The organism is Qipengyuania sp. HL-TH1, from assembly GCF_036365825.1.
In the GTDB taxonomy this organism is placed as follows: Bacteria; Pseudomonadota; Alphaproteobacteria; order Sphingomonadales; family Sphingomonadaceae; genus Qipengyuania; species Qipengyuania profunda.
In genome coordinates this window covers 3,043,174-3,062,607 of record NZ_CP142675.1, presented here as the reverse complement: position 1 = coordinate 3,062,607, position 19,434 = coordinate 3,043,174, and the positions used below count along the sequence as shown (strand labels likewise).

At 59.3% G+C, this 19,434-nt stretch carries 17 protein-coding genes and 1 pseudogene; 12 read left to right on the top strand and 6 right to left on the bottom strand.

The window, feature by feature from the left end; all coding sequences use genetic code 11:
* Window positions 1–10: 10 nt before the first annotated feature.
* The 4 genes from VWN43_RS15650 to VWN43_RS15635 all read right to left on the bottom strand — a co-directional run bounded on the left by VWN43_RS15650 (window position 11) and on the right by VWN43_RS15635 (window position 3,579).
* Window positions 11–1,159, bottom strand: a complete 1,149-nt coding sequence (locus VWN43_RS15650; protein WP_050600443.1) for an efflux RND transporter periplasmic adaptor subunit — start codon at window positions 1,157–1,159, stop codon at window positions 11–13.
* An 11-nt stretch (window positions 1,160–1,170) separates the two neighbouring features.
* Window positions 1,171–2,424 (bottom strand): TolC family protein, encoded by a 1,254-nt coding sequence (locus tag VWN43_RS15645; RefSeq protein ID WP_063512542.1) that lies wholly within the window; start codon window positions 2,422–2,424, stop codon window positions 1,171–1,173.
* 63 nt (window positions 2,425–2,487) lie between these two features.
* A complete protein-coding gene (locus VWN43_RS15640; RefSeq protein ID WP_063512541.1) occupies window positions 2,488–2,835 on the bottom strand; it encodes a hypothetical protein in 348 nt (115 codons plus the stop codon).
* 330 nt (window positions 2,836–3,165) lie between these two features.
* Window positions 3,166–3,579 carry a MerR family transcriptional regulator gene (locus VWN43_RS15635; RefSeq protein ID WP_050600446.1) on the bottom strand — a complete coding sequence of 138 codons (414 nt, stop codon included), beginning with the start codon at window positions 3,577–3,579 and terminating at the stop codon, window positions 3,166–3,168.
* 86 nt (window positions 3,580–3,665) lie between these two features.
* Here VWN43_RS15635 and VWN43_RS15630 point away from each other — a divergent pair, with 86 nt between their 5' ends.
* The 12 genes and pseudogenes from VWN43_RS15630 to VWN43_RS15575 form a co-directional block, all read left to right on the top strand.
* Entirely contained in the window at window positions 3,666–4,328 is a 663-nt protein-coding gene (locus VWN43_RS15630; RefSeq protein WP_063512540.1) for a cation efflux transmembrane domain-containing protein, read from the top strand.
* Complete coding sequence (locus tag VWN43_RS15625) at window positions 4,325–6,265, top strand: cytochrome c/FTR1 family iron permease (RefSeq protein ID WP_320181103.1); 1,941 nt, start codon at window positions 4,325–4,327, stop codon at window positions 6,263–6,265. The genes VWN43_RS15630 and VWN43_RS15625 overlap by 4 nt, the downstream gene beginning before the upstream one ends.
* Before the next feature lie 26 nt (window positions 6,266–6,291).
* Complete coding sequence (locus VWN43_RS15620; RefSeq protein ID WP_320181104.1) at window positions 6,292–7,911, top strand: multicopper oxidase family protein; 1,620 nt, start codon at window positions 6,292–6,294, stop codon at window positions 7,909–7,911.
* 67 nt (window positions 7,912–7,978) lie between these two features.
* The gene (locus VWN43_RS15615) at window positions 7,979–9,619 is read left to right on the top strand and encodes an acetolactate synthase large subunit (RefSeq protein WP_320181105.1); all 1,641 of its coding nucleotides are present in this window, start codon (window positions 7,979–7,981) and stop codon (window positions 9,617–9,619) included.
* Window positions 9,616–11,010 (top strand): aldehyde dehydrogenase family protein, encoded by a 1,395-nt coding sequence (locus VWN43_RS15610; protein WP_063511793.1) that lies wholly within the window; start codon window positions 9,616–9,618, stop codon window positions 11,008–11,010. The genes VWN43_RS15615 and VWN43_RS15610 overlap by 4 nt, the downstream gene beginning before the upstream one ends.
* A gap of 32 nt (window positions 11,011–11,042) precedes the next feature.
* Window positions 11,043–11,486, top strand: a complete 444-nt coding sequence (gene lspA / locus VWN43_RS15605) for a signal peptidase II (RefSeq protein ID WP_063511796.1) — start codon at window positions 11,043–11,045, stop codon at window positions 11,484–11,486.
* Window positions 11,487–11,680: 194 nt separating this feature from the next.
* On the top strand, window positions 11,681–12,316 hold the full coding sequence (locus VWN43_RS15600) for a peroxiredoxin (RefSeq protein ID WP_063511792.1): 636 nt from the start codon (window positions 11,681–11,683) through the stop codon (window positions 12,314–12,316).
* 242 nt (window positions 12,317–12,558) lie between these two features.
* Window positions 12,559–13,722, top strand: a complete 1,164-nt coding sequence (locus VWN43_RS15595) for a cytochrome P450 (protein ID WP_320181106.1) — start codon at window positions 12,559–12,561, stop codon at window positions 13,720–13,722.
* A gap of 107 nt (window positions 13,723–13,829) precedes the next feature.
* Entirely contained in the window at window positions 13,830–14,522 is a 693-nt protein-coding gene (locus tag VWN43_RS15590) for an AraC family transcriptional regulator (RefSeq protein ID WP_082835443.1), read from the top strand.
* 72 nt (window positions 14,523–14,594) lie between these two features.
* A complete protein-coding gene (locus tag VWN43_RS15585; RefSeq protein WP_156493941.1) occupies window positions 14,595–15,479 on the top strand; it encodes a sterol desaturase family protein in 885 nt (294 codons plus the stop codon).
* Window positions 15,476–16,150, top strand: a complete 675-nt coding sequence (locus VWN43_RS15580; RefSeq protein WP_063511937.1) for a class I SAM-dependent methyltransferase — start codon at window positions 15,476–15,478, stop codon at window positions 16,148–16,150. The genes VWN43_RS15585 and VWN43_RS15580 overlap by 4 nt, the downstream gene beginning before the upstream one ends.
* Window positions 16,151–16,247: 97 nt before the next feature.
* A pseudogene (locus VWN43_RS15575) lies at window positions 16,248–17,081 on the top strand (IS1595 family transposase); the annotation flags it as partial.
* 146 nt (window positions 17,082–17,227) lie between these two features.
* Here the strand turns inward: VWN43_RS15575 and VWN43_RS15570 are convergent.
* Together VWN43_RS15570 and VWN43_RS15565 are read right to left on the bottom strand one after the other, a co-directional pair.
* Window positions 17,228–18,148 (bottom strand): LAPAL motif-containing putative phage structural protein, encoded by a 921-nt coding sequence (locus VWN43_RS15570; RefSeq protein ID WP_063510583.1) that lies wholly within the window; start codon window positions 18,146–18,148, stop codon window positions 17,228–17,230.
* A 141-nt stretch (window positions 18,149–18,289) separates the two neighbouring features.
* Window positions 18,290–19,228, bottom strand: coding sequence for a DUF2493 domain-containing protein (locus VWN43_RS15565; protein WP_063510582.1), 939 nt, complete (start codon window positions 19,226–19,228; stop codon window positions 18,290–18,292).
* Between the last annotated feature and the right edge of the window lie 206 nt (window positions 19,229–19,434).

The window sequence follows — 19,434 nt, the reverse complement described above, 5'->3', positions numbered from 1 at the left end:
CGTGGTTTGATCAATGGCCATGTTCTGCGCCCTCCTTTTCGAGCTCGGACTTCAACAGGAAGGCATTGGCAGTCGCGATCCGCTGACCGGGCTCGAGCCCGGAGAGGATCGTCACCATTCCGGCAGACCGGCTGCCGATCTCGACCTCCCGAGCCTGAAATCCGCGTCGTGTCCGCACGAAAACAACATCGCGTCCTTCGAGCACCTGCACAGCATCTTCGGGTACCGCGATACGGCTCTGGTCCAATTCGCCCGAGGGGCGAATACGCGCCTGAAGGAACGATCCGGGCTGCAGACCGGGAACGGCGCGCGTCAAGGTAAGAACCGCTGTCGCGCTACGGCTCTCGGCATCGAGCGAAGGCGTTACCGACCGGACGCGAGCGCCGATCTCCCTTCCATCGCCGAGGATCAACGCAGCCTCGTCGCCAGGCTGGATGCGTGAAGCATCTTCGGAAGGCAGCGCAACCTCGATCTGCAAGCCGCTGGGATTGACCACGCTGTAAAGCTCCTCCCCGGCGTCGACGAACGAGCCGAGCACGATTGGAGCGGCGGTCACACGGCCCGAAAGCGGACTGGTGACAGCGAGCGAGCGTCCATCGCCGCTCACGCCTGCCGCGGCGACGGCCGCCTGCGACCGGTTCAGTTCGGAACGGGCAACGTCAAGATTGGCGCGCGCCGCTTCGAGATCCTGGCGTGCGGTCACGTTGGCTTCGAATAGCCGGCGCTCCCGTTCATAGGCCGCCGAAAGCTCGGTTACGCGGGCGCGGGCGGCACTAAGCTGGGAAGCGAGTGCAGCCGCATCGGCGCTTTCGATCCGAGCGACGGTCTCGCCCTGCCGGACATAATCGCCAAGCGTCTTGCCAACGCTGCGCACGACACCGGAAGCCCGTGCATCGATGCGTGCGCTGGCGGTCGGACTTGCCGCAACCGTTGCAGGAAATACGAGTTCGACAGCGGCACCCGTTTGCACCGCTGCGACCTCGATCTCGGCGGTGCGGATCTGCTCTTGCTCGATTAGCACGAGCCCCTCGGGCAGTTCTGTCTCTGCGACCTCTTCGTCCGCGTGGGTGTCGACCTGGCTGTCAGGCCAGAACATCAGCATCAAGGCCGAAACAAGTATGACAATTCCGGCGATGATCGCCAGTCTTTTGCGGTTCATTTTGGTATTCCTCATTGTGCGGCCAGCCTGATGAGTTCGGCGGCAGCTTGTCCCCGGTCTTCTTGCGCAGCAATCAACGCCTCGCGAATGGCATCGCGCGCTTCGGCTGCGCTCAACACTTCGATCAACGGAAAACGGCCATTGCGATAACCGATGCGGACGAGCCGAAGAGCCTCCTCGGCCTGGGGGAGTGATGTCGTGGAAAGCGTCTCGACGCGCGCTTCGGCAGCAAGATATTGCGATCGTGCGCGCGTCACGGCTTGCTCGAAATCGGCCAACGCTACAGCCTCGCGAGCATTGGCGGCGCGCAGCCTTGCTTCGGCTGCAGCGATATTGCCCTGATTACGATTCAAGAAGGGAAGCGGGATCGAGACACCGAGAAGAAAGGCACTGTCATTGCTTTCCTCGAAGCGTCGAACACCGGCGGAAACGACGGGATCGGGAATGCGCAAGCTGCGCTCACGATCGATCTCGGCGGCGGCGGCGGTGCTTTCCGCACGCGCCACTCGCAATTGCAGACCGCTTGCTGTCGCCATTACAGCACCGGGCGGTTCGATCCCGGGGAACCTGCTCGGAACAAGCGGCGGCGCCCCCTGATCGCCCCATAGCGAGGCGAGGGCCGTTCGGGCTGCAAGACTTGTCGCTTCGGCGGCCTGAAGTTCGGCTTGCGCTTCCGCCAAGGCCGCTTCGGCCCGAAGAGCACGGAGCGGGGGCTCGCGCCCGACTTCTACGAGGAGACCGGCAATGCGGGCGAGCTCTTCGTTTCGCTCAACCACATCGAGGGCCAGTTCGACGCGCGAGGCTGCTGCAGCCGCTGCTACGTAGCGTTCACGGACAAGAAATCCGAGTTCGGCCCCCGCAAGGTCAGCCCGCAGATCCGCCAGCTGTGCCTGCGCCCGGGCAGCCTCGACGCGTGTGCCGCGTTTACCTCCAAGTTCGAGCCGCTGTCCGACAGCAAGCGTATATTCGGTGGCGCTTAGCCCGGAGAAGGCCCCACTCCCGGCGATGTTCTCGACCTCGAGCGATATTTCAGGGTTGGGCCGCAACCGCGCCTGTCCGACAAGAGCCTGCGCCGCCTCGGCTTCCGCTTGAGGACCGACGATGCGCGGGTTTAACTCGGTGTTAGCGGGTGCGGCAACCACGCCTGTCCGGCCCAACGCCTCGTCGAGCGTCAGAAGCTCCCGCTCCTGCGCTGCCACAGGCGTGACAATTGCGGCGAGGGTTAGCCCTGCTATCAGGGCCCCTCGCCATTTGATGGCTGGCATTTTTCAAAACTCTCTCTGCTGACAAATCGAAATGCGCTGCGTCAAGCAGCGCAGTGACGGTCGTCAGGCGCGAGGAGGGCGTTTGGGTAAATTGCTCGCATCGCCGAATAATTCTTCGGCCATATGCGACCCAACCGTGATGTTAAGCCGGTCGGGCATGTCGTCTAAAAGCTTCGATTTCAGTGCTGCGGCGACGTGATGGCAATGCCCGTGGGCGCATTCCTGCTGCTCCGGGCTTTCGTTTTGCGGGCTCTCGTCCGCATCAATGTCGAACATCTGGACCGAATAGGCTATTTCTGACAGCTCGTCCGCACATTGCGCTGATTCGACCGCCGGAGACGCCATCAGCGCTGCGACCGCCAAAAGTGCGGCTACAATCCTGACGGGAATCAAGGCGTTCAGATCGAACATCGGTTGGCCCCTAACAAGATGAAACGAAAGTTGAAACAAAAATCTTCTCGGTTGCTGTAATGTGATATTGTCACGAAGCGTCCGGACAATGAATATTGTTCGAGTAGTTTCTTTTTCGACCAAATTCCATGGAATGAATGCAGCGTTCTTATAAGGCGAAAGCTGATTAATATTCAAATTACCCAAGTTCCGTCATAATCAGCCATCCAATCCTAGATCACGACATCAGAATCTGGATTATCACGATGATAACGCTTCCAGCGACTGGAGGTGCAAGCACTTTTTTTGCTGTCTGGGTTCGGTGTCCATAGTCCCATTATAGCTTTCGCGTCAGCGACCCGCGGAAGAGGCAGCTGGGTTTCGAGAAAGCGTTTCGATGATTTTGCATTCGGAAACCTCGCCGCCCGTGCAGGCCGCGACCACACTTCTCAGTTCGGAACGAAGCGCTTGTAGCCGACTGATGCGCTCGTCCACGGCTCGAAGGTGCCGCAAAGCGATGTCACCCGCCTCGTCACAGCTCTGATCCGGTCTCGCCTTCACGCTTAAAAGCGAGCGTGTTTCATCGATCGAAAACCCCAATTTTCGAGCATGCCGAATAAAGGAAAGGCGCTCGACGTCCTGCTCTTTGTAGGTTCGCTGCCCCGCTGCCGTACGCGCGGCTTCGGGCATCAGTCCGATATCCTCATAAAACCTTATCGTATTGACCTTGGTGCCCGTCGCCTTCGAAAGACCTCCGATAAGCATGAACTCACTCCTCCAGCTCCGAAACCGCGAACCATTCGCAATTTTGGCTTGCTCCTACAGTTGCTAGAGGTGTTACCTAATGCCTCATGTCGAATAACGAAACATCGGATTGCGGCTGCACAGGCGATACGCAAAGAGCAGGCGCAGACCCCGCCTATCGCCGCGCCCTTTGGATCGTCGTATTGCTCAATCTGGGCTTTGGCGTTTTCGAGGCCTTCGGCGGGTTTCTGGCGGACAGCCAAGCGCTCAAGGCCGACGCTCTCGACTTCATCGGCGATGGATCGATCACGCTCATCGGCATCCTTGCTCTTGCGTGGACTGCCCGCACGCGCGCCCGGGTCGCGCTGGCACAGGGCCTGTTTCTGGGCGCACTGGGCCTTGGAGTAATCGGTCTGGCAGTCTGGCGCTCACTAAACGCAGTTGCGCCTGAAGCCGGTTTGATGGGCGGTATCGCGGCTGCAGCACTGGTGGTGAACATCGCGGCGGCGCTTGTGCTGATGCGGTTTCGCGAAGGCGACGCACATGTATCCGCGATCTGGCTGTTCAGCCGCAATGACGCGATCGCCAATGTCGGAGTGATCATCGCTGCAGCGCTGGTCGCCTGGACCGGGCAAGCCTGGCCGGATCTTTTGGTCGCGGCGATCATCGCGCTGATATTCCTGCATTCGGCTTACCTCATCGTCCGGCGCGCAACCGAGGAACTTCGCGCGCAACACGCTTCAGCTCTCGAAAGGGTCGTCTCCAAATGACGCTACGCGCCTTTGTCGGCCAGCTAATCGCTATTCTGGCGATGGCAGTCGCAATGCCCGCTTCCGCAGACACGCACGAGGAAGTCCAAACGAGTTGGCGCCTGCTCGACTACATCGCGGTGGATTACATAGAAGCGGTCGAAGGCGGTGAAGTCACGAACGAGCTGGAGTATGCCGAAATGCAGGAATTTTCTGCCTCGGTAGCCGAACGCATGGCTGCCCTGCCCGCAAACGCGCACCGTGCCCAGCTGGTTGCGGAGGCAGAGGCTCTCGTCGAGTCAATCTCGACGAAGGTGGAGCCTGCTGTCGTCGCACGAGACGCGCGCAGATTGGCAAGCGAGCTGATCGCGGCGTTTCCCGTTCCGCTTGCTCCCGAGGCGGCACCCGACCTCGCGCGAGGTGCCGCGCTGTACGCCCAGAACTGCGCAAGCTGTCATGGCGTGAGCGGAGGAGGCGACGGCCCCGCGGCAGAGGGACTCGATCCCCCGCCAATCGCGTTCGACGACGTCGTCCGTGCCCGCGAGCGAAGCGCTTTCGCGCTCTACCAGGTCATTGGACAGGGTCTGGAGGGAACGGCCATGCCGGGCTTTTCCGATCTCGGGGCGGAAGATCGCTGGAGCCTGGCCTACTATTCAGGGTCGATCGCATTTGAGGATGTGGAGCGCGGCAGACGGATCTGGAACGACGATCCGGAAATCCGGGCGCGTATTCCTGACCTCGCCGCTCTATCCGGCCTTACGCCGGCAACCCTTGGCGAGGCGATCAGCACCGAGCGTGCCGATGCCGTTATGGCCTATTTGCGGGCTCATCCCGAAGCCATGGCGAGCGATACGACCGGCTCACTCGCTTTGGCACGCAAACGCTTGCAGCAAAGTCTTGCCGCTTACGAAGCGGGTAATGAGGCCGAAGCGCGCGAACTCGCACTCTCGGCCTATCTGGATGGCTTCGAACCATTGGAAGCCGTTTTAAGCACGCGCGATGCAGACCTGCTCGCATCTGTCGAAACCGGCATGGCGGAGCTTCGAGCGGCAATAGGTCGCGGGGATCCGCTGGCCGCCGTCGCCCAAAGGGTGAATGCGCTCGACGTTCTTTTCTACCGCGCCGAGACGGTCCTCGCCCCGGACAATGCCAGTGAGGCGTCGGCATTCGCAGGAGCCTTTGCGATCCTGTTGCGCGAAGGGCTCGAGGCATTGCTGATCGTGATCGCGATGATCGCGTTCCTGCGCAAGGCCGAGAGAACGGAAGTTCTGCCCTTCGTCCATGGCGGATGGCTGTCGGCCCTTGTCGCCGGTGGCCTGACTTGGGTGGCAGCGACTTACCTGATCGGCATAAGTGGAGCAGGCCGTGAACTCGTAGAGGGGTTCGGATCGCTTTTTGCCGCGCTCGTCCTGCTGTCGGTCGGTATTTGGATGCACGGCAAGTCGCAGGCCGGCGAATGGCAACGCTATATCCAGAAAACCATGCAGCACGCTCTCTCGCGCAGGTCCGCATGGTTTCTGTTCGGGCTGGCGTTTCTGGTGGTTTATCGGGAGGTCTTTGAAACGATTCTCTTCTTCGCGGCGCTCTGGACTCAGGGGCATGCCGACGCAATTCTCGGCGGCGCCGCCTCCGCAGTCGTGTTGCTCGGACTAATCGCCTGGGCGATGCTGCGCTACAGCCGCCGACTGCCGATCGGAACCTTCTTCGCGTACAGCTCGATCCTGATCGGCATTCTTGCCGTCGTTCTGGCCGGGAAGGGCATTTCGGGCCTCCAGGAAGCCGGTCTGCTGGGCATCACCCCGCTTCCGGACCTGCCCCGCGTTCCGATTCTGGGCATTGCACCAGCACTCGAGCCGGTGGCAGCGCAAATCCTCACACTCGCCCTGATCACGCTGGGTTATTGGCGCAACAGAACGAAAGGCCTGCAAGTGCGGACGCCGCAAGCCGAATCCGGCTAGCGGCGCTCCGGTCGCAGGAAAGCGATATGATCGACAGACGTTCCATTCTTGGCGGTGCGATGCTTGGCGCAGGTGCATTGGGGATAGCCGCATATGCCGGGCGCGACCTATTGATAGGCAAGAAAGCAACGCTTGCTTCGGGAACGGCACGCTCGCAACTTCTCATTCCTCCTCTTTATTCAGGCGAACGAGAAGGCGGCGAGAGGGTTTTCGATCTCAATCTGCGCCACGGCGTCTCGCAATTTTTTGACGGGATCGAAACGCCAACCATCGGCATCAACCAGCCCTATCTCGGCCCCACGCTTGAACTGAACGCGGGCGATACGGTGCGGATGAATGTCACGAGCGATCTATCCGAAACGGCGACCGTCCACTGGCACGGCTTTCATCTGCCTGCGCGCGCCGATGGCGGACCGCATCAACCGATCGAGCCAGGAGGCAGCTGGACCGCGCGTTTCGATGTCCGCCAGCGCGCATCGATGTTCTGGTATCATTCGCATGCGCACCGTCGCTCTGGGCCACAGGTCTATCAGGGTCTGGCCGGAATGATCTACGTCCGCGACAGCGCGAGCGAGGCGCTCGACCTTCCAAACGACTATGGCATCGATGATATACCGCTGGTCGTTCAGGACCGCGCTTTCGCGAGCGATGGAAGCCTCATTTACTCCACACGTATGCACAATGTCATGATGGGGATGATGGGTGATACGATGCTGGTCAATGGCATCGTCGAACCCGTCTTTGAAGCAAAGTCTGATCGCCTTCGGCTGCGTCTGGTCAATGGCTCGAACGCACGCTTTTACCGTTTCGGGTTCGACGATGGCCGCAGCTTCCATCAGATCGGAACCGACGGCGGTTTGCTCACTGCGCCGCTGCCAACCGACAATGTTGTTCTCGCTCCCGGCGAACGCGCGCAGGTAATCGTCGATGTCAGCGATGGAAGGCCGGTTTCGCTGCTTGCGGACGGGCTCGAAATCATGGGTATGGGAAATATGGGCCGGGGAATGAGAGGGTCCGGACCCGTGGGCGATTCCGACCGGCCGACGGACAATTGGATGATGGGCGACCGAGGCGGCCGTGGCGGTATGATGGGCGAAGAGGAGCGTCGCGATGGGATGATGGGCGGCATGATGGATGAAAGGCGTCGCTTTATCGTGCTGGATATCCAGCCGACCGCGAGCCGCAGGCGGGCGATCGCTATGCCTCGCCAGCTCGCTACTTTGCCTCAGGTCGATCCGGGCAATGCCGTTCGCACGCGCCGTTTTGTTCTCGATATGGGCATGGGAATGCGCATGATGCGTGGAGGTGGTTTCACCATCAACGGCAAATCGATGGATATGCAGCGTATCGACGAGACAGTACGGGTCAATACCACCGAAATCTGGCAGGTCGAGAATGCCTCGATGATGGCGCATCCGTTCCACATCCACGATGTGCAGTTCCGTATCCTCGACCGGAACGGCAGGGCCCCTGATGCGACGGAACAGGGGCTAAAGGACACGGTTGTCGTCTATCCGGGCGAAGCCGTGCGGCTCCTTTTGCGGTTCGAGGACTATACCGACCCGGATTTGCCTTACATGTATCACTGCCACATCCTCGAGCACGAAGACGCCGGCATGATGGGGCAATTCACCGTCACAGCCTGAATCAGTAACCGGGCAGAAGACCTGCCACCGACGGCCTCCAGGCCCTCACCAATGCGAGAACCATTTCATGAAAGCATCCGATCTTCTTGTCGCCGCGTTGGAAGCCGAAGGCGTCGAGTATATCTTCGCGGTTCCGGGCGAAGAAAACCTCGATCTTCTGGAGTCACTGCGGACCTCGTCGATCCGTCTGATCGTTACCCGGCACGAGCAAGGGGCAGGGTTCATGGCGGCAACCTATGGACGTCTTACCGGTAACGCCGGTGTATGCCTTGCCACGCTGGGGCCAGGGGCGACAAACCTCACGACGCCCGCGGCTTATGCCGCTCTGGGCGCTTTCCCGCTTGTCATGATAACCGGCCAGAAACCCATCAAGGTCTCGAAGCAAGCACAGTTCCAGATCGTCGATGTCGTCTCGCTTTTTACCCCCTTGTGCAAGATGGCGAAGCAGATCGTAAATGGAGAGCGGATTCCCTCGCTCGTACGAGAGGGTTTCAGGAGGGCCCAGGAAGAGCGGCCCGGAGCAGTTCTGCTGGAGCTGCCTGAAGATATTGCCGAGGAGGAAACCTCCGAACCGGTCGTGGCGCCCCACCCTCGCCAATATGCGGTCGCCGGAGATGCCGCGCTAGACGAAGCCGCCGAGCGTATTCTGGCCGCCGATCGCCCGCTGCTACTGGTTGGTGCCGGGGCCAACCGACGTAGCGCCTGTAAGGCTCTCCGAAAGTTCGTCGACGACACCCAATTTCCGTTTTTCAATACGCAAATGGGCAAGGGAGTGCTTGATGAGGCAAGCCCCCTGTATCTTGGAACGGCGGCTCTATCATCGGATGACTATGTTCATTGCGCCATCGATCGTGCCGATCTGATCGTCAATATCGGCCATGACGTGGTCGAGAAACCGCCCTTTTTCATGGAGCCTGACGGACGCACTGTTATCCATGTGAATTACAAGGCCGCAGAGGTCGACCAGGTCTATTTCCCGCAGCTGGAAGTCATCGGCGATATTGCCGGATCTGTCGAGCGACTGGGAAACCGGCTGCGCGGCAAACACCCTAGTGACCCGGCAGCCTACGCCAAAGTCCATGAGGACATCGCGGCGCACATCCGCCAAGGCAGCGACGATGGCCGCTTTCCGATGGTGCCCCAGGGCATCGTTGCAGATGTACGGGCGGTCATGGGCCGCGACGACATCGTCGCACTCGACAACGGCATCTACAAGATCTGGTTCGCCCGCAACTATATCGCGCATGAGCCGAACACGATTCTGCTCGACAACGCGCTGGCGACGATGGGAGCGGGTCTCCCCTCGGCGATGATGGCAGCGATGCTGTCGCCCGAGCGCCGCGTGCTCGCCGTATGCGGCGATGGCGGGTTCATGATGAATTCGCAGGAGGTGGAAACCGCGGTCAGGCTCGGCCTCAACCTCGTCGTACTCATCCTCAATGATTCCGCTTACGGTATGATCCGGTGGAAGCAGGAAGAACTTGGCTTTCCCGATTACGGTCTGAGCTTCGCCAACCCCGACTTCGTTACCTATGCGAAGAGTTATGGTGCGACGGGCCACCGGATCGAAAGCAGCGAGGCACTGGTACCGACCTTGAATGAAGCGTTTGAAAGCGGCGGCGTTCACCTCGTCGACTTGCCGGTGGATTACTCCGAGAACCGCAAGGTTCTGATCGATGAACTCAAGGCGATGGAGTGTCCCCAATGACGTGGCAGGTCCTCAATCCCTACGACCAGGAATGCATTGGCAGCGTTGAGCTGGTCGACTGGCCGCAAGTCGATCGTTGGCTCGACGAGGCGCGCGCGCTGCACGAAGACCGACAAGCGCGGCTCCCCGCGCATGAACGCATCGCCATCCTGCAGCGCGCCAGCGGGCTGATGCGCGAGCGCGCGGAGACACTGGCAATGCAGATTGCGCTCGAGGGCGGTAAACCCATCGTCGACGCGCGCGTGGAAACCAGTCGCGCCATTCAGAGCGTCGAATTGTGCATACACGAATTGTTCGCCAGCGGCGGGCGCGAAATCCCGATGGACCTGACGCAGGCTGGAGCAGGACGCAAAGCCTATACCTTCCGTGAGCCGATTGGGCCGGTCGTGGCGATCTCCGCTTTCAATCATCCTCTGAACCTGATCGCCCATCAGGTGGGACCGGCAGTTGCAAGCGGATGCCCTGTTCTGGTGAAACCGGCCAAGGACACGCCCCTTTCCTGCAAGAGCTTCGTCGAAATCCTTTATGAAGCCGGACTCGATGAACGCTGGTGCCGCTTTGTGCCATGTTCGAACGATGTCGCCGAACAAATGGTCATCGATTCGCGGACGGCATTTTTCTCCTTCATCGGTTCGGCCAGAGTTGGCTGGATGCTCCGCTCCAAACTGGCGCCGGGCACCCGCCTGGCACTGGAACACGGTGGCGCGGCTCCGGTCATCGTCGATGAGGGCGTCGCAAGCGGCAAGGTAATTCCTCCTCTCCTGAAAGGCGGCTTTTATCATTCTGGACAAGTCTGCGTCTCGGTGCAGCGCGTGTTCGTTCCGCGGGCCGAACTGCCGGACTTCGCTGCCGAGCTCGCTGAGGGAGCAGAAGCGCTGACTGTGGGCGATCCGACCAAAGCGGAAACCCAATGCGGTCCGCTCATTCGTCCTGCCGAAGTCGACCGCGTCGCATCCTGGGTCGATGCAGCCGTTCAGGGCGGCGCCAGGCTCGCCGCAGGGGGTAAGCGCATGGGTTCCACCCTTTACCAGCCCACGGTCCTTGTCGATCCGCCGTGCGACGCCGATGTATCGCAGAAGGAAGTGTTCGGCCCTGTGGTCTGCATTTACGGATACGACGACGTCGATGCTGCGTTCGGCCAAGCGAACGCGCTTCCCTACGCCTTTCAGGCGGCTGTGTTTACCGACCGAATGTCCTGGGCCGATTACTGCGTCGAAACGCTGGCCGCGTCAGCCGTAATGGTCAACGATCATACCGCATTTCGCGTCGACTGGATGCCGTTCGCAGGACGCCGTCAGTCGGGTCTCGGAACAGGCGGTATCGGTTACACGATGGCCGATATGAGCGAAGAAAAGATGGTGGTCGTAAATGCACCATCCAGCGTCCGATGACCTTGAGCGCGGCGAAACGGCTTGCGCCCGTTATGATTCTGGCCAGCTTCGGCCTCGACCAATTGTCGAAAACCTGGGCGCATTCTTTCGTTGGTTCGGGTAACGTGATCGCAGTGTTCCCGGGCTTCAATCTAGTCGCCATCACCAATAGCGGCGTGGCATTCGGATTGGCTGGTGAAGCAGCACCGGTTATCCTTATCGCGATCGGCGTTTTGCTTTCGGGACTACTCGGGATTTGGCTGATGAGAACCCGATCGCCCATCCATGCGCTCGGCTTGAGCCTCGCGATTGGCGGAGCGCTCGGCAACGTTGCGGACAGGCTGATGTTCGGTGCTGTCAGAGACTTCATCGATTTATACTGGGATACTCTTCATTGGCCATCATTCAATCTGGCCGACGTCGCGATCGTAGTGGGACTGGGGCTTTTGGTCCTGGTGGGCGAAGAGCAGCCTGAAAACCGCCCCGACATGAACTGAGTTAAAAATAGCGTAAGGCAAGGAAGGGCCTAGGGTTCCGCATAGCGCGGGCGAGCGAAACACCAGCGCGCTCCTGATGCCGTCCGTCGCGCCAGAACGCCGCTCCGTCGCGATCTCGCTTGCACCTACAGTAACTGTAGCACCCATCTGCTGATGGAACACGCTATGTTAGCGCTCACCACAGGAGATTTTCAATGACACTTCAACTTGGCGACACCGCACCCGATTTCGAGGCCGACACAACCGATGGCACGCTCAAGTTCCATGAATGGATGGGTGACGACTGGGCGGTGCTGTTCTCGCACCCTGCGGATTTCACTCCTGTTTGCACAACGGAACTTGGTGAGGTTGCCCGCCTGAAACCGGAATTCGACAAACGCGGCGTTAAAGTGATCGGTCTCAGCGTTGATCCACTCGAAGACCACCGATCCTGGGCAGGCGACATAGCCGAAACCCAGGGTCATGCTCTCAACTTTCCGCTGATCGCGGACCCGGATCGTGAAATCGCCAATCTCTATGGAATGATCCATCCACAGGCCGACGACACTCTTACCGTACGCTCGGTCTTCGTAATCGGGTCCGATAAAAAGGTGAAACTTACGCTGACCTATCCCGCGAGCACGGGTCGAAATTTCGAAGAGATCCTGCGGGTCATCGATTCGCTGCAACTGACAGCCGACTACAGCGTGGCCACGCCTGTGAACTGGCAGCATGGCGAGGACGTCATCATCGTGCCCTCGCTCAGCGATGAAGAAGCGCGTGAGAAATTCCCCAAAGGCTGGGAGACGGTAAAACCTTATCTGCGCGTCACACCGCAGCCGCAGGATTGATCGCGGCAAAAGGGGCAATGCGAGACTTATCGGCGGGAGCATAGTCAAAAGCGAGCCGGTTGGTTTCGCTGTGGCTGGCTCGGCACCGATATGCCAAATCGAAAGGACGGTATTGGTCTATGAATCGTTCCATAAAACAGAGCGAAGAACTCATACCGCAAGGGTCCGTCGACAGCACACTCCATTTCCTGAGGCGGCCCTATGACTTCGTAAGCACGGTCTGCTCGCGAACCGGTGGCGATATGTTCGAAACCCGCCTGTTGCTCCGGCGGACTGTGTGCCTGCGCGGCGAAGCTGCGGCCGAGATGTTCTACGATAAAGCGCGAATGTCGCGCGACGGCGCGATGCCGGAACCGGTTCGGGCGACTTTGACTGGCAAGGGCGGAGTCCAGGGTCTGGATGGCGAGCGGCATTTGCGGCGCAAGGAAATGTTCGTGTCGTTGCTGACGCAAGAGCGTGTCGAGGCTCTGGGAGAGAAATTCGAAAAAATGTGGTTGGCCCAGCTCCCGGCATGGACCCGGGAAACGCAGGTAATCTTCTACGAAGCGCTGCATCCCATATTGGCCGAAGCAGTGTGCGACTGGGCCGGAGTGCCACTACCGGCTGAAGAGCGCATCAAGCGAACTCGCGACCTTGTTCTACTCTTCGACCGCGCGGCCGCGCTCGGCTTGGGCCATTTTCAAGCCCGGCGCGCTCGCAGCCGGTCCGAAGCGTGGCTCGCTCGCATCATCAAGGATGTGCGCGATAGCCGTCTGGTCCCACACGCTGAATCCGCGCTGGCTGTGATCGCTGGGCACCGGGATGAGAATGGCGCGCTGCTAAGTCCCAAGATCGCCGCCGTCGAACTGCTGAACGTTCTGCGCCCAACCGTCGCAGCGTCTGTCTATATCACTCTCCTGGCGCATGCTCTCCATTCGTTTCCCGATTTGGCTCCGACCCCTGCATCCGATCGCTCTGAGATGGGCTATTTCGTCCAGGAAGTGCGCCGGTTCTATCCCTTCTTTCCTGCGGTCGCTGCCAGAAGCCGAAAGGACTTCCGGTGGCGAAATGTCCGTTTTCCCGCCGGGCGACGTTTCCTGCTCGACTTGCACGCAACCAACACTGATCCTCATCTCTGGAACGAGCCGGAAACCTTCAATCCGGAGCGCTTTCGCGAGGAAGGCATTTCCGCGTTCGCATTGATCCCTCAGGGCGGCGGCGATGTCCCGAAAAATCATCGCTGCCCCGGCGAGACGGTCGTGCTCGAAGTGATGGAGCGCGCGTTGCGAATGCTTCTTTGCGAAATGGAATATCGGCTTCCCCCGCAGGATCTGCGCATCGATCGTTCCCGGATGCCGGCGCTGCCAGGCAGCAAGATCATTCTCGAGGATATCCGGCGCAGTGAGCGGTCTTTGAAAGAGACTTGAGGAGAGCCGGGAACGCGTTGAGATCTCTCAGAAAGGAACGTCCGATTGCACAGCAGCTAAGACGAAATCGCTCTTTGAGAAGCACCGACGCCTCATGGGAGGGCAACATGATGCTCGGATTTGGCTGGGCACTTCTCGACGCCCAAACAGGAGAGAACCGTCCGCACAGTCATCTGGCACACCAGATCAGTCTTTCGCTGGTCGACTCTTGCAGCATTAACGCTGACCGAGATCTTCGCTTGTCGCCCGGTGAAGCTGTTCTCATCCCTGCCACCACGGTTCACCGCTTGACGCCATCCGGTGCCATCCTGCGAAATCTGTATGTCGATCCGTTTTTCATGGGAACCCGTGACCTCAACAAGAGTGTTGGACTGGAACGGCTTTCGACCGCTGAAGCGAATGCATTGGCTCTGGTTGGATCTGGGAACGAGGCACGCAAATGGATGGAAGGCTTTTTGAACCGGAAGGGTTCGAGCCAAATCGACCCGCGCCTCCGCTCTACGCTGCAACGGATCGAACCCGGGGCGACACCTTCGGAATTGGCCAAAGCCGTCGGTGTTTCGACCACGCGGATGCGGGAAATTGCGATTCGAGATTTTGGAGTGCCGACGACCAAGCTCCTGCAATGGTTGCAAGTTCAGCGTGCCATCGAAGGTTTCCACCAGTCTCATAGTCTAGCTGCCGCCGCGGCCGCAGGTGGGTTTTCCGATCAAGCGCATTTTACCCGTCGTTTGGTCGAATGGTTCGGCGTGACGCCATCACAGGGTCTCGCAAAAATCGAGATTACCATCGTGCGTTAAGACACCAGCGAAACGTTCAATACCGGGGCCCTAAGGGAGCGTAGACGGAACCATCGTTTGATGGAGGCTGCAATGGCCGTTTTTCGTTATCTCTATGGCCCGCTCTATTTTTTCGGCTTTGTCGGGGGCGCTACGGCGATCGTGTCCTCGGGTAGTTCGCCGGCCTGGTTGTTCGTTCTGATCATCGCCGCGATTGGGTCCTCGCTCGCCGCCGAGCGTATCGCGCCTTTCGAAAGCCAGTGGAACTCGAGCCATGGCGATGGCCGTAGAGACATTTTGCATGCCCTCGTGAATGAAGGATCTCTTGTGGCTATGGTGCTGCTTCTTCCGCTCATCACAAGCCTTGTCCCTTGGGAATCAGCCTGGCCAAAGACGCTGCCCTTATGGGCCGATGTAGCAATGGCTATTGTACTCCTCGACGTGGGGATTACCCTTGCCCATTTCGCCAGTCACAGGGTTTCGTTTCTCTGGCGTTTTCACGCCGTGCATCATTCGGTACGCCGCATGTACGGCTTCAACGGGCTACTGAAGCATCCAGTCCACCAGTTCATCGAGGTTACCGCCGGTGCGTTGCCCTGGCTTCTTCTGGGAATCCCTCTCGATGTCGCCGCCGTGGCTTCCTTTGCGGTGCTGATACAGCTCCAGTTACAGCACTCGAACGTCGACATGCGGGTCGGGCCGTTGGCATATATCTGGGCCGTCGCTCCAGTCCATCGGCACCACCACCTCGCATCCGAAACGGACGGCGACGTCAATTTCGGTCTCTTCTTGACGCTCTGGGATGTTCTGCTTGGTACAGCGCGCTTTGGGTCGAGCCAGCATATCAGAGCGGGGGCGATTGGCCTCGCTGGCATCGAAGATTATCCGGATGCCTATCTAGCACAGTTGGCCGAACCATTTAGAAAGCAGGCACAGTCTCTGCCGGAGCTCGGCCCACAAAGCGAGAGACAGGCATGACCGATCAACATGCAGTCTATACGCCGCCAGCCGGTTATCCTATTCTCACGCCACTCTACGATATCGGGGTCCGACTTTCGACCCGCGAAAAAAGGTGGCGTAGAGACCTTGTGGACCTGATTGAGCCCAAGTGTAACGAGGTCCTGCTCGACATTGGGGCGGGTACCGGCAGCCTGGCGCCACTACTGGCCACGAAAAACCCAGCCACGACGTACTTCGGGATCGATCCAGACGAAGATGCGATCCAGATCGCACGAAAGAAAGCGGGGCGAGCTGGAATAGATGCTGAATTCAAACATGGATTATTCTCGGTGGCCACTGTTGCCAAATGGCCAGCGCCGAACATCGCCACACTCTGCCTCGTTCTCCATCAAGTGCCTTATGAAGAGAAGCTCCGCTTGCTGTGCGACATAAACGAAGCACTTAAGCCAGGTGGACGCCTGTTCATAGCAGACTACGGCGAGCAGCAATCACGCCTCATGCGTGTCCTGTTCAGAGCAACGATACAGCAGCTCGACGGTGTTTCAGACACGCAGCCAAACGCGGACGGCGCGCTTGTACCGCTTATGGAACAAGCTGGATTTCTCAGCATCACAGAATGCAAGAGGTATCAAACCATCACTGGCTTGATATCGATCTACGGAGCGACCAAGGCTTCTGCGGATGAATGAGAAGATTGCTCATTTTCTCGCTTGGTTTGGAGTGGCCGGTACATGGATTGGGGTGTATCCCCTTGCCATACGTAACTAGGTCTGCTATACAATATGTATGACGAAGCCCCTCACCACCGCCGCATTCTTCCGCAAGTTTCCTGACGACGAAACCTGCCTCAATCATCTGTTCGAAGTTCGCTTTGGGCAGGGCTTCGAATGCCCGAAGTGCGAGCGCGCTTCCAAGTGGTTCCGCATCAAGGCGGAGCGGGCCTATTCCTGCCAGTGGTGCGGACACCACCTGCACCCGACCGTGGGCACCCCGTTCGAAAAGACGCGCACCCCGTTACAACTGTGGTTCTACGCGATCCACCTGTTCACCACCACGCGCCATGGCGTGTCGGGTAAGGAATTGGAGCGCCAGCTAGGCGTCACCTACAAGACCGCATGGCGCATGGCGAAACTGATCCGCGAGCACATGGCTGACGTTGACGGCGACATTCCGATTGGCGGCGAAGGCACGAACGTCGAGATTGACGAAACGCTCATGGGCGGCGTGAAACGCGGCAAGCACAATCGCGGAAGCGCCGCTAAGACGGTCGTGGTGGGCGCTCTGCAACGTGGCGGCGACATTGTGGCGCAAGTGGTGCCGAACCAGCGCCGTGCAACCCTAGAACCGTTTGTGACCGCCAACGTGCGGATCGGCGGCAACGTCCACACTGACGAGCTTCGCAGCTATGCCAGCCTGTCGGATGCCGGTTATCGCCACGCCCGCGTGAACCACGGCGCGATGGAATATGCCTATTACGATTATCGCCTAGCCGAGACGGTTTCGGTCAACGGCATCGAGAATTTCTGGCGGCACCTGAAATGCTCAATCAACGGCACCCATACCAGCGTGAGCGCGAAGCACCTGAACAGCTACGTCAAGGAGTTCGAATATCGCTTCAATCGTCGCAATCGTCCGGAGACGATGCTTCCGGAGCTTCTTTCGACGTTCCGGCCATTGAACGGATGATCCGCTCTAGCTCGGCTTGGTCGCCAACCTCGCCTTTGTGTTCGGCGATGAACTGGTCGAGCTTCCCTTGCTCTAGGGCTTCACGCAGGGTCGTCATCTGGGCCTTCCTCCGGTTCTGGGAAACGTAGTTGGCGAGGTGCCGGTATATGCTCCAGAACTTCGACTACGGTATACTCGTTCGCAACTCCGCCTTTTGCGGTGCGCCGCTGCACAAAGTGAACCATGCAGACAAGAACATCGTGCTTGGCGAAGCGGATGATGTCAGCCTCAACCTTTCGCAGGAATTCGGTGTCTTCGATCGATACGCGGATCGGATTGTTGCCATCGTTCAGCTGCCATAGCCCGTCCTCGTCAAAAGACAGGTTGCTTATCGTGTAGGCTGCCCGTCGCGTATCATCGATAATCACGTCGTCAGGCACATCTGGAGCGGCGAAATACGGGGCCTCTTCCTCTGTAACCCGCTCAATTTCACGCCCGCCGCTCTCGATTTTCATCACGTCGATACCGGGTTTGGCGAGCGGCTTTGTGATGAACTTTTCTAGCGCCTTCCGAACAGACAGCTCTTTGTAGGCTTGGAGCAATTCTAGGGGAACGTCGTAGTGCTCGCCCTCCAGGAATAGACGAAACATACCAGGCGTGAGCTTTTCTACCCGCTCTGGCATCCGGCCACGAAGCTTGCGCACCAACAAGATGAGTCCGACACCGACCCCGCCAGTGCCAAACAACAGATCCTTCAAATTGAGAGCAGCGGTCAACTCCGTGCCAGATAAGAATTCTGTCGCTGATTTGATCGCCTGCGAAACGTCAAACACTACGGTAAAACATGCCGGTTGGTGGGCGCGCACGTTGACGGCAACATCGGCAGCCTTGCCGTTGTAAAGCCTGTTCAGGGCCTCAAACACTTCACCCACACCGAGCATCGCAGGCGCAAGGTCACGGACGTTCATCTCGTGCCCGCGAAGGGCTGGACCATCATACGTCAGAGTGAATTCAGTTTGCATTGCAGCCCCCGATTTAGCGCCCCAGACGCTAACACCCCCTGAACGAGAGCGCCCCGGCGGAGCGGTAGAACGTGCTAGATTTGAGTCAAGCGTTACCTATGCAAAGGGGATACACCCCCATGGATTTGCTGACAGAGAGTTTCACCTCTCGCGAGGATTTGTCCCAAGAGGTCCACGACGGTCAACTACGCTGACCCGGCGTGATTTTGCCTCAATCACGAGTCGCTCAAGTACGCCATTGCCGGGAAAGGCGATGACATAGCGCGGGTCCATTTTGAGCATCTGCTCGTTGCGCTTGAAGCCGGCACGGGCTCCGAGCCTCCTATCGAGGTTGAATACCAGTTGCTGGACATTGTGGCGTTCGGCCCAGGAGGCTGCCAGCCGGTCAACACCTTTGCTGTCGCCGCCGTGCAGGATAAACATATCCGGAACCCGGTCGCGCACCTTGTCGAGCGTAGCCCATACGTTCGAAGCGAAGGCCTTGGCCTCGTCGGCACTGGCAAAGGAGGGTCGCCCACCGGCGAATAAAACTGCAGTGCCCTCAGGACTATGGGCATCCCGGCGCCGCTCAGCCCTCGCGCGCAGGAAATCGCGGGCCTCAACAACCGCAGAAGTCACTTTGCGCGAATGGTTCGAACGCGAACCGACAAATGGCTTCCATGAAGAACCCGTTTCTTCGAGATAAAGCGATGCGGCAACTTCGCGCATCTGTTCAAATGCCACCATGCTTGCCTCGGCTGCCTGGGCGCGTTCGATCTGCTCTTCGAGATTGCTTGAATGGACTTCGGATCCGTCGGCGGCTGCAAGGAGCGCCCGGACTTCATCACTCGCCCGGTCGAGCTGCGTAGACTTACGGCTGGCAGCACGGTGAAACAGATTGACGAAGCCCCAGGCCACGTCTTCCGCGTCCGCTTCGAGCGATGTCCCCGAGAACATGACAAACATGTCGGACCAGACGGCAGCAAAGGTTTGCTCGACCGCTTCCTCGCTTGGGAAATCGGACGGATCGAAAGGTGCAGGCTTGATGGTTAGACCTGCAAGGTCGAGCCCGGCGAGTTGTTGGGTAAAACTATCGTACATGATTAAGCCTCCTGATGTGCTCAGGCGGCAAAGCTTACGAAACCGGAATGTCTCGCTCCTTGTCCGCCGGAGCCCGATCAGGGCCGGAATAAGGGGGCTGGCGCACCGCGAAGCGGGAAACCTGCAAGGCAAGGCTGGCGCGGGCCACACGGGCCGCAGCCTTGCAGGTTGCGCCAGACCACGGCCGGTCCAGGGCCTCTCCCGGC

Excerpts from the sequence above, each read along its gene's own strand:
- VWN43_RS15650 (WP_050600443.1), bottom strand. The coding sequence starts at position 1,159 with ATGAACCGCAAAAGACTGGCGATCATCGCCGGAATTGTCATACTTGTT.
- VWN43_RS15645 (WP_063512542.1), bottom strand. The coding sequence starts at position 2,424 with ATGCCAGCCATCAAATGGCGAGGGGCCCTGATAGCAGGGCTAACCCTC.
- VWN43_RS15640 (WP_063512541.1), bottom strand. The coding sequence starts at position 2,835 with ATGTTCGATCTGAACGCCTTGATTCCCGTCAGGATTGTAGCCGCACTT.
- VWN43_RS15635 (WP_050600446.1), bottom strand. The coding sequence starts at position 3,579 with ATGCTTATCGGAGGTCTTTCGAAGGCGACGGGCACCAAGGTCAATACG.
- VWN43_RS15630 (WP_063512540.1), top strand. The coding sequence starts at position 3,666 with ATGTCGAATAACGAAACATCGGATTGCGGCTGCACAGGCGATACGCAA.
- VWN43_RS15625 (WP_320181103.1), top strand. The coding sequence starts at position 4,325 with ATGACGCTACGCGCCTTTGTCGGCCAGCTAATCGCTATTCTGGCGATG.
- VWN43_RS15620 (WP_320181104.1), top strand. The coding sequence starts at position 6,292 with ATGATCGACAGACGTTCCATTCTTGGCGGTGCGATGCTTGGCGCAGGT.
- VWN43_RS15615 (WP_320181105.1), top strand. The coding sequence starts at position 7,979 with ATGAAAGCATCCGATCTTCTTGTCGCCGCGTTGGAAGCCGAAGGCGTC.
- VWN43_RS15610 (WP_063511793.1), top strand. The coding sequence starts at position 9,616 with ATGACGTGGCAGGTCCTCAATCCCTACGACCAGGAATGCATTGGCAGC.
- lspA (WP_063511796.1), top strand. The coding sequence starts at position 11,043 with ATGATTCTGGCCAGCTTCGGCCTCGACCAATTGTCGAAAACCTGGGCG.
- VWN43_RS15600 (WP_063511792.1), top strand. The coding sequence starts at position 11,681 with ATGACACTTCAACTTGGCGACACCGCACCCGATTTCGAGGCCGACACA.
- VWN43_RS15595 (WP_320181106.1), top strand. The coding sequence starts at position 12,559 with ATGTTCGAAACCCGCCTGTTGCTCCGGCGGACTGTGTGCCTGCGCGGC.
- VWN43_RS15590 (WP_082835443.1), top strand. The coding sequence starts at position 13,830 with ATGATGCTCGGATTTGGCTGGGCACTTCTCGACGCCCAAACAGGAGAG.
- VWN43_RS15585 (WP_156493941.1), top strand. The coding sequence starts at position 14,595 with ATGGCCGTTTTTCGTTATCTCTATGGCCCGCTCTATTTTTTCGGCTTT.
- VWN43_RS15580 (WP_063511937.1), top strand. The coding sequence starts at position 15,476 with ATGACCGATCAACATGCAGTCTATACGCCGCCAGCCGGTTATCCTATT.
- VWN43_RS15570 (WP_063510583.1), bottom strand. The coding sequence starts at position 18,148 with ATGCAAACTGAATTCACTCTGACGTATGATGGTCCAGCCCTTCGCGGG.
- VWN43_RS15565 (WP_063510582.1), bottom strand. The coding sequence starts at position 19,228 with ATGTACGATAGTTTTACCCAACAACTCGCCGGGCTCGACCTTGCAGGT.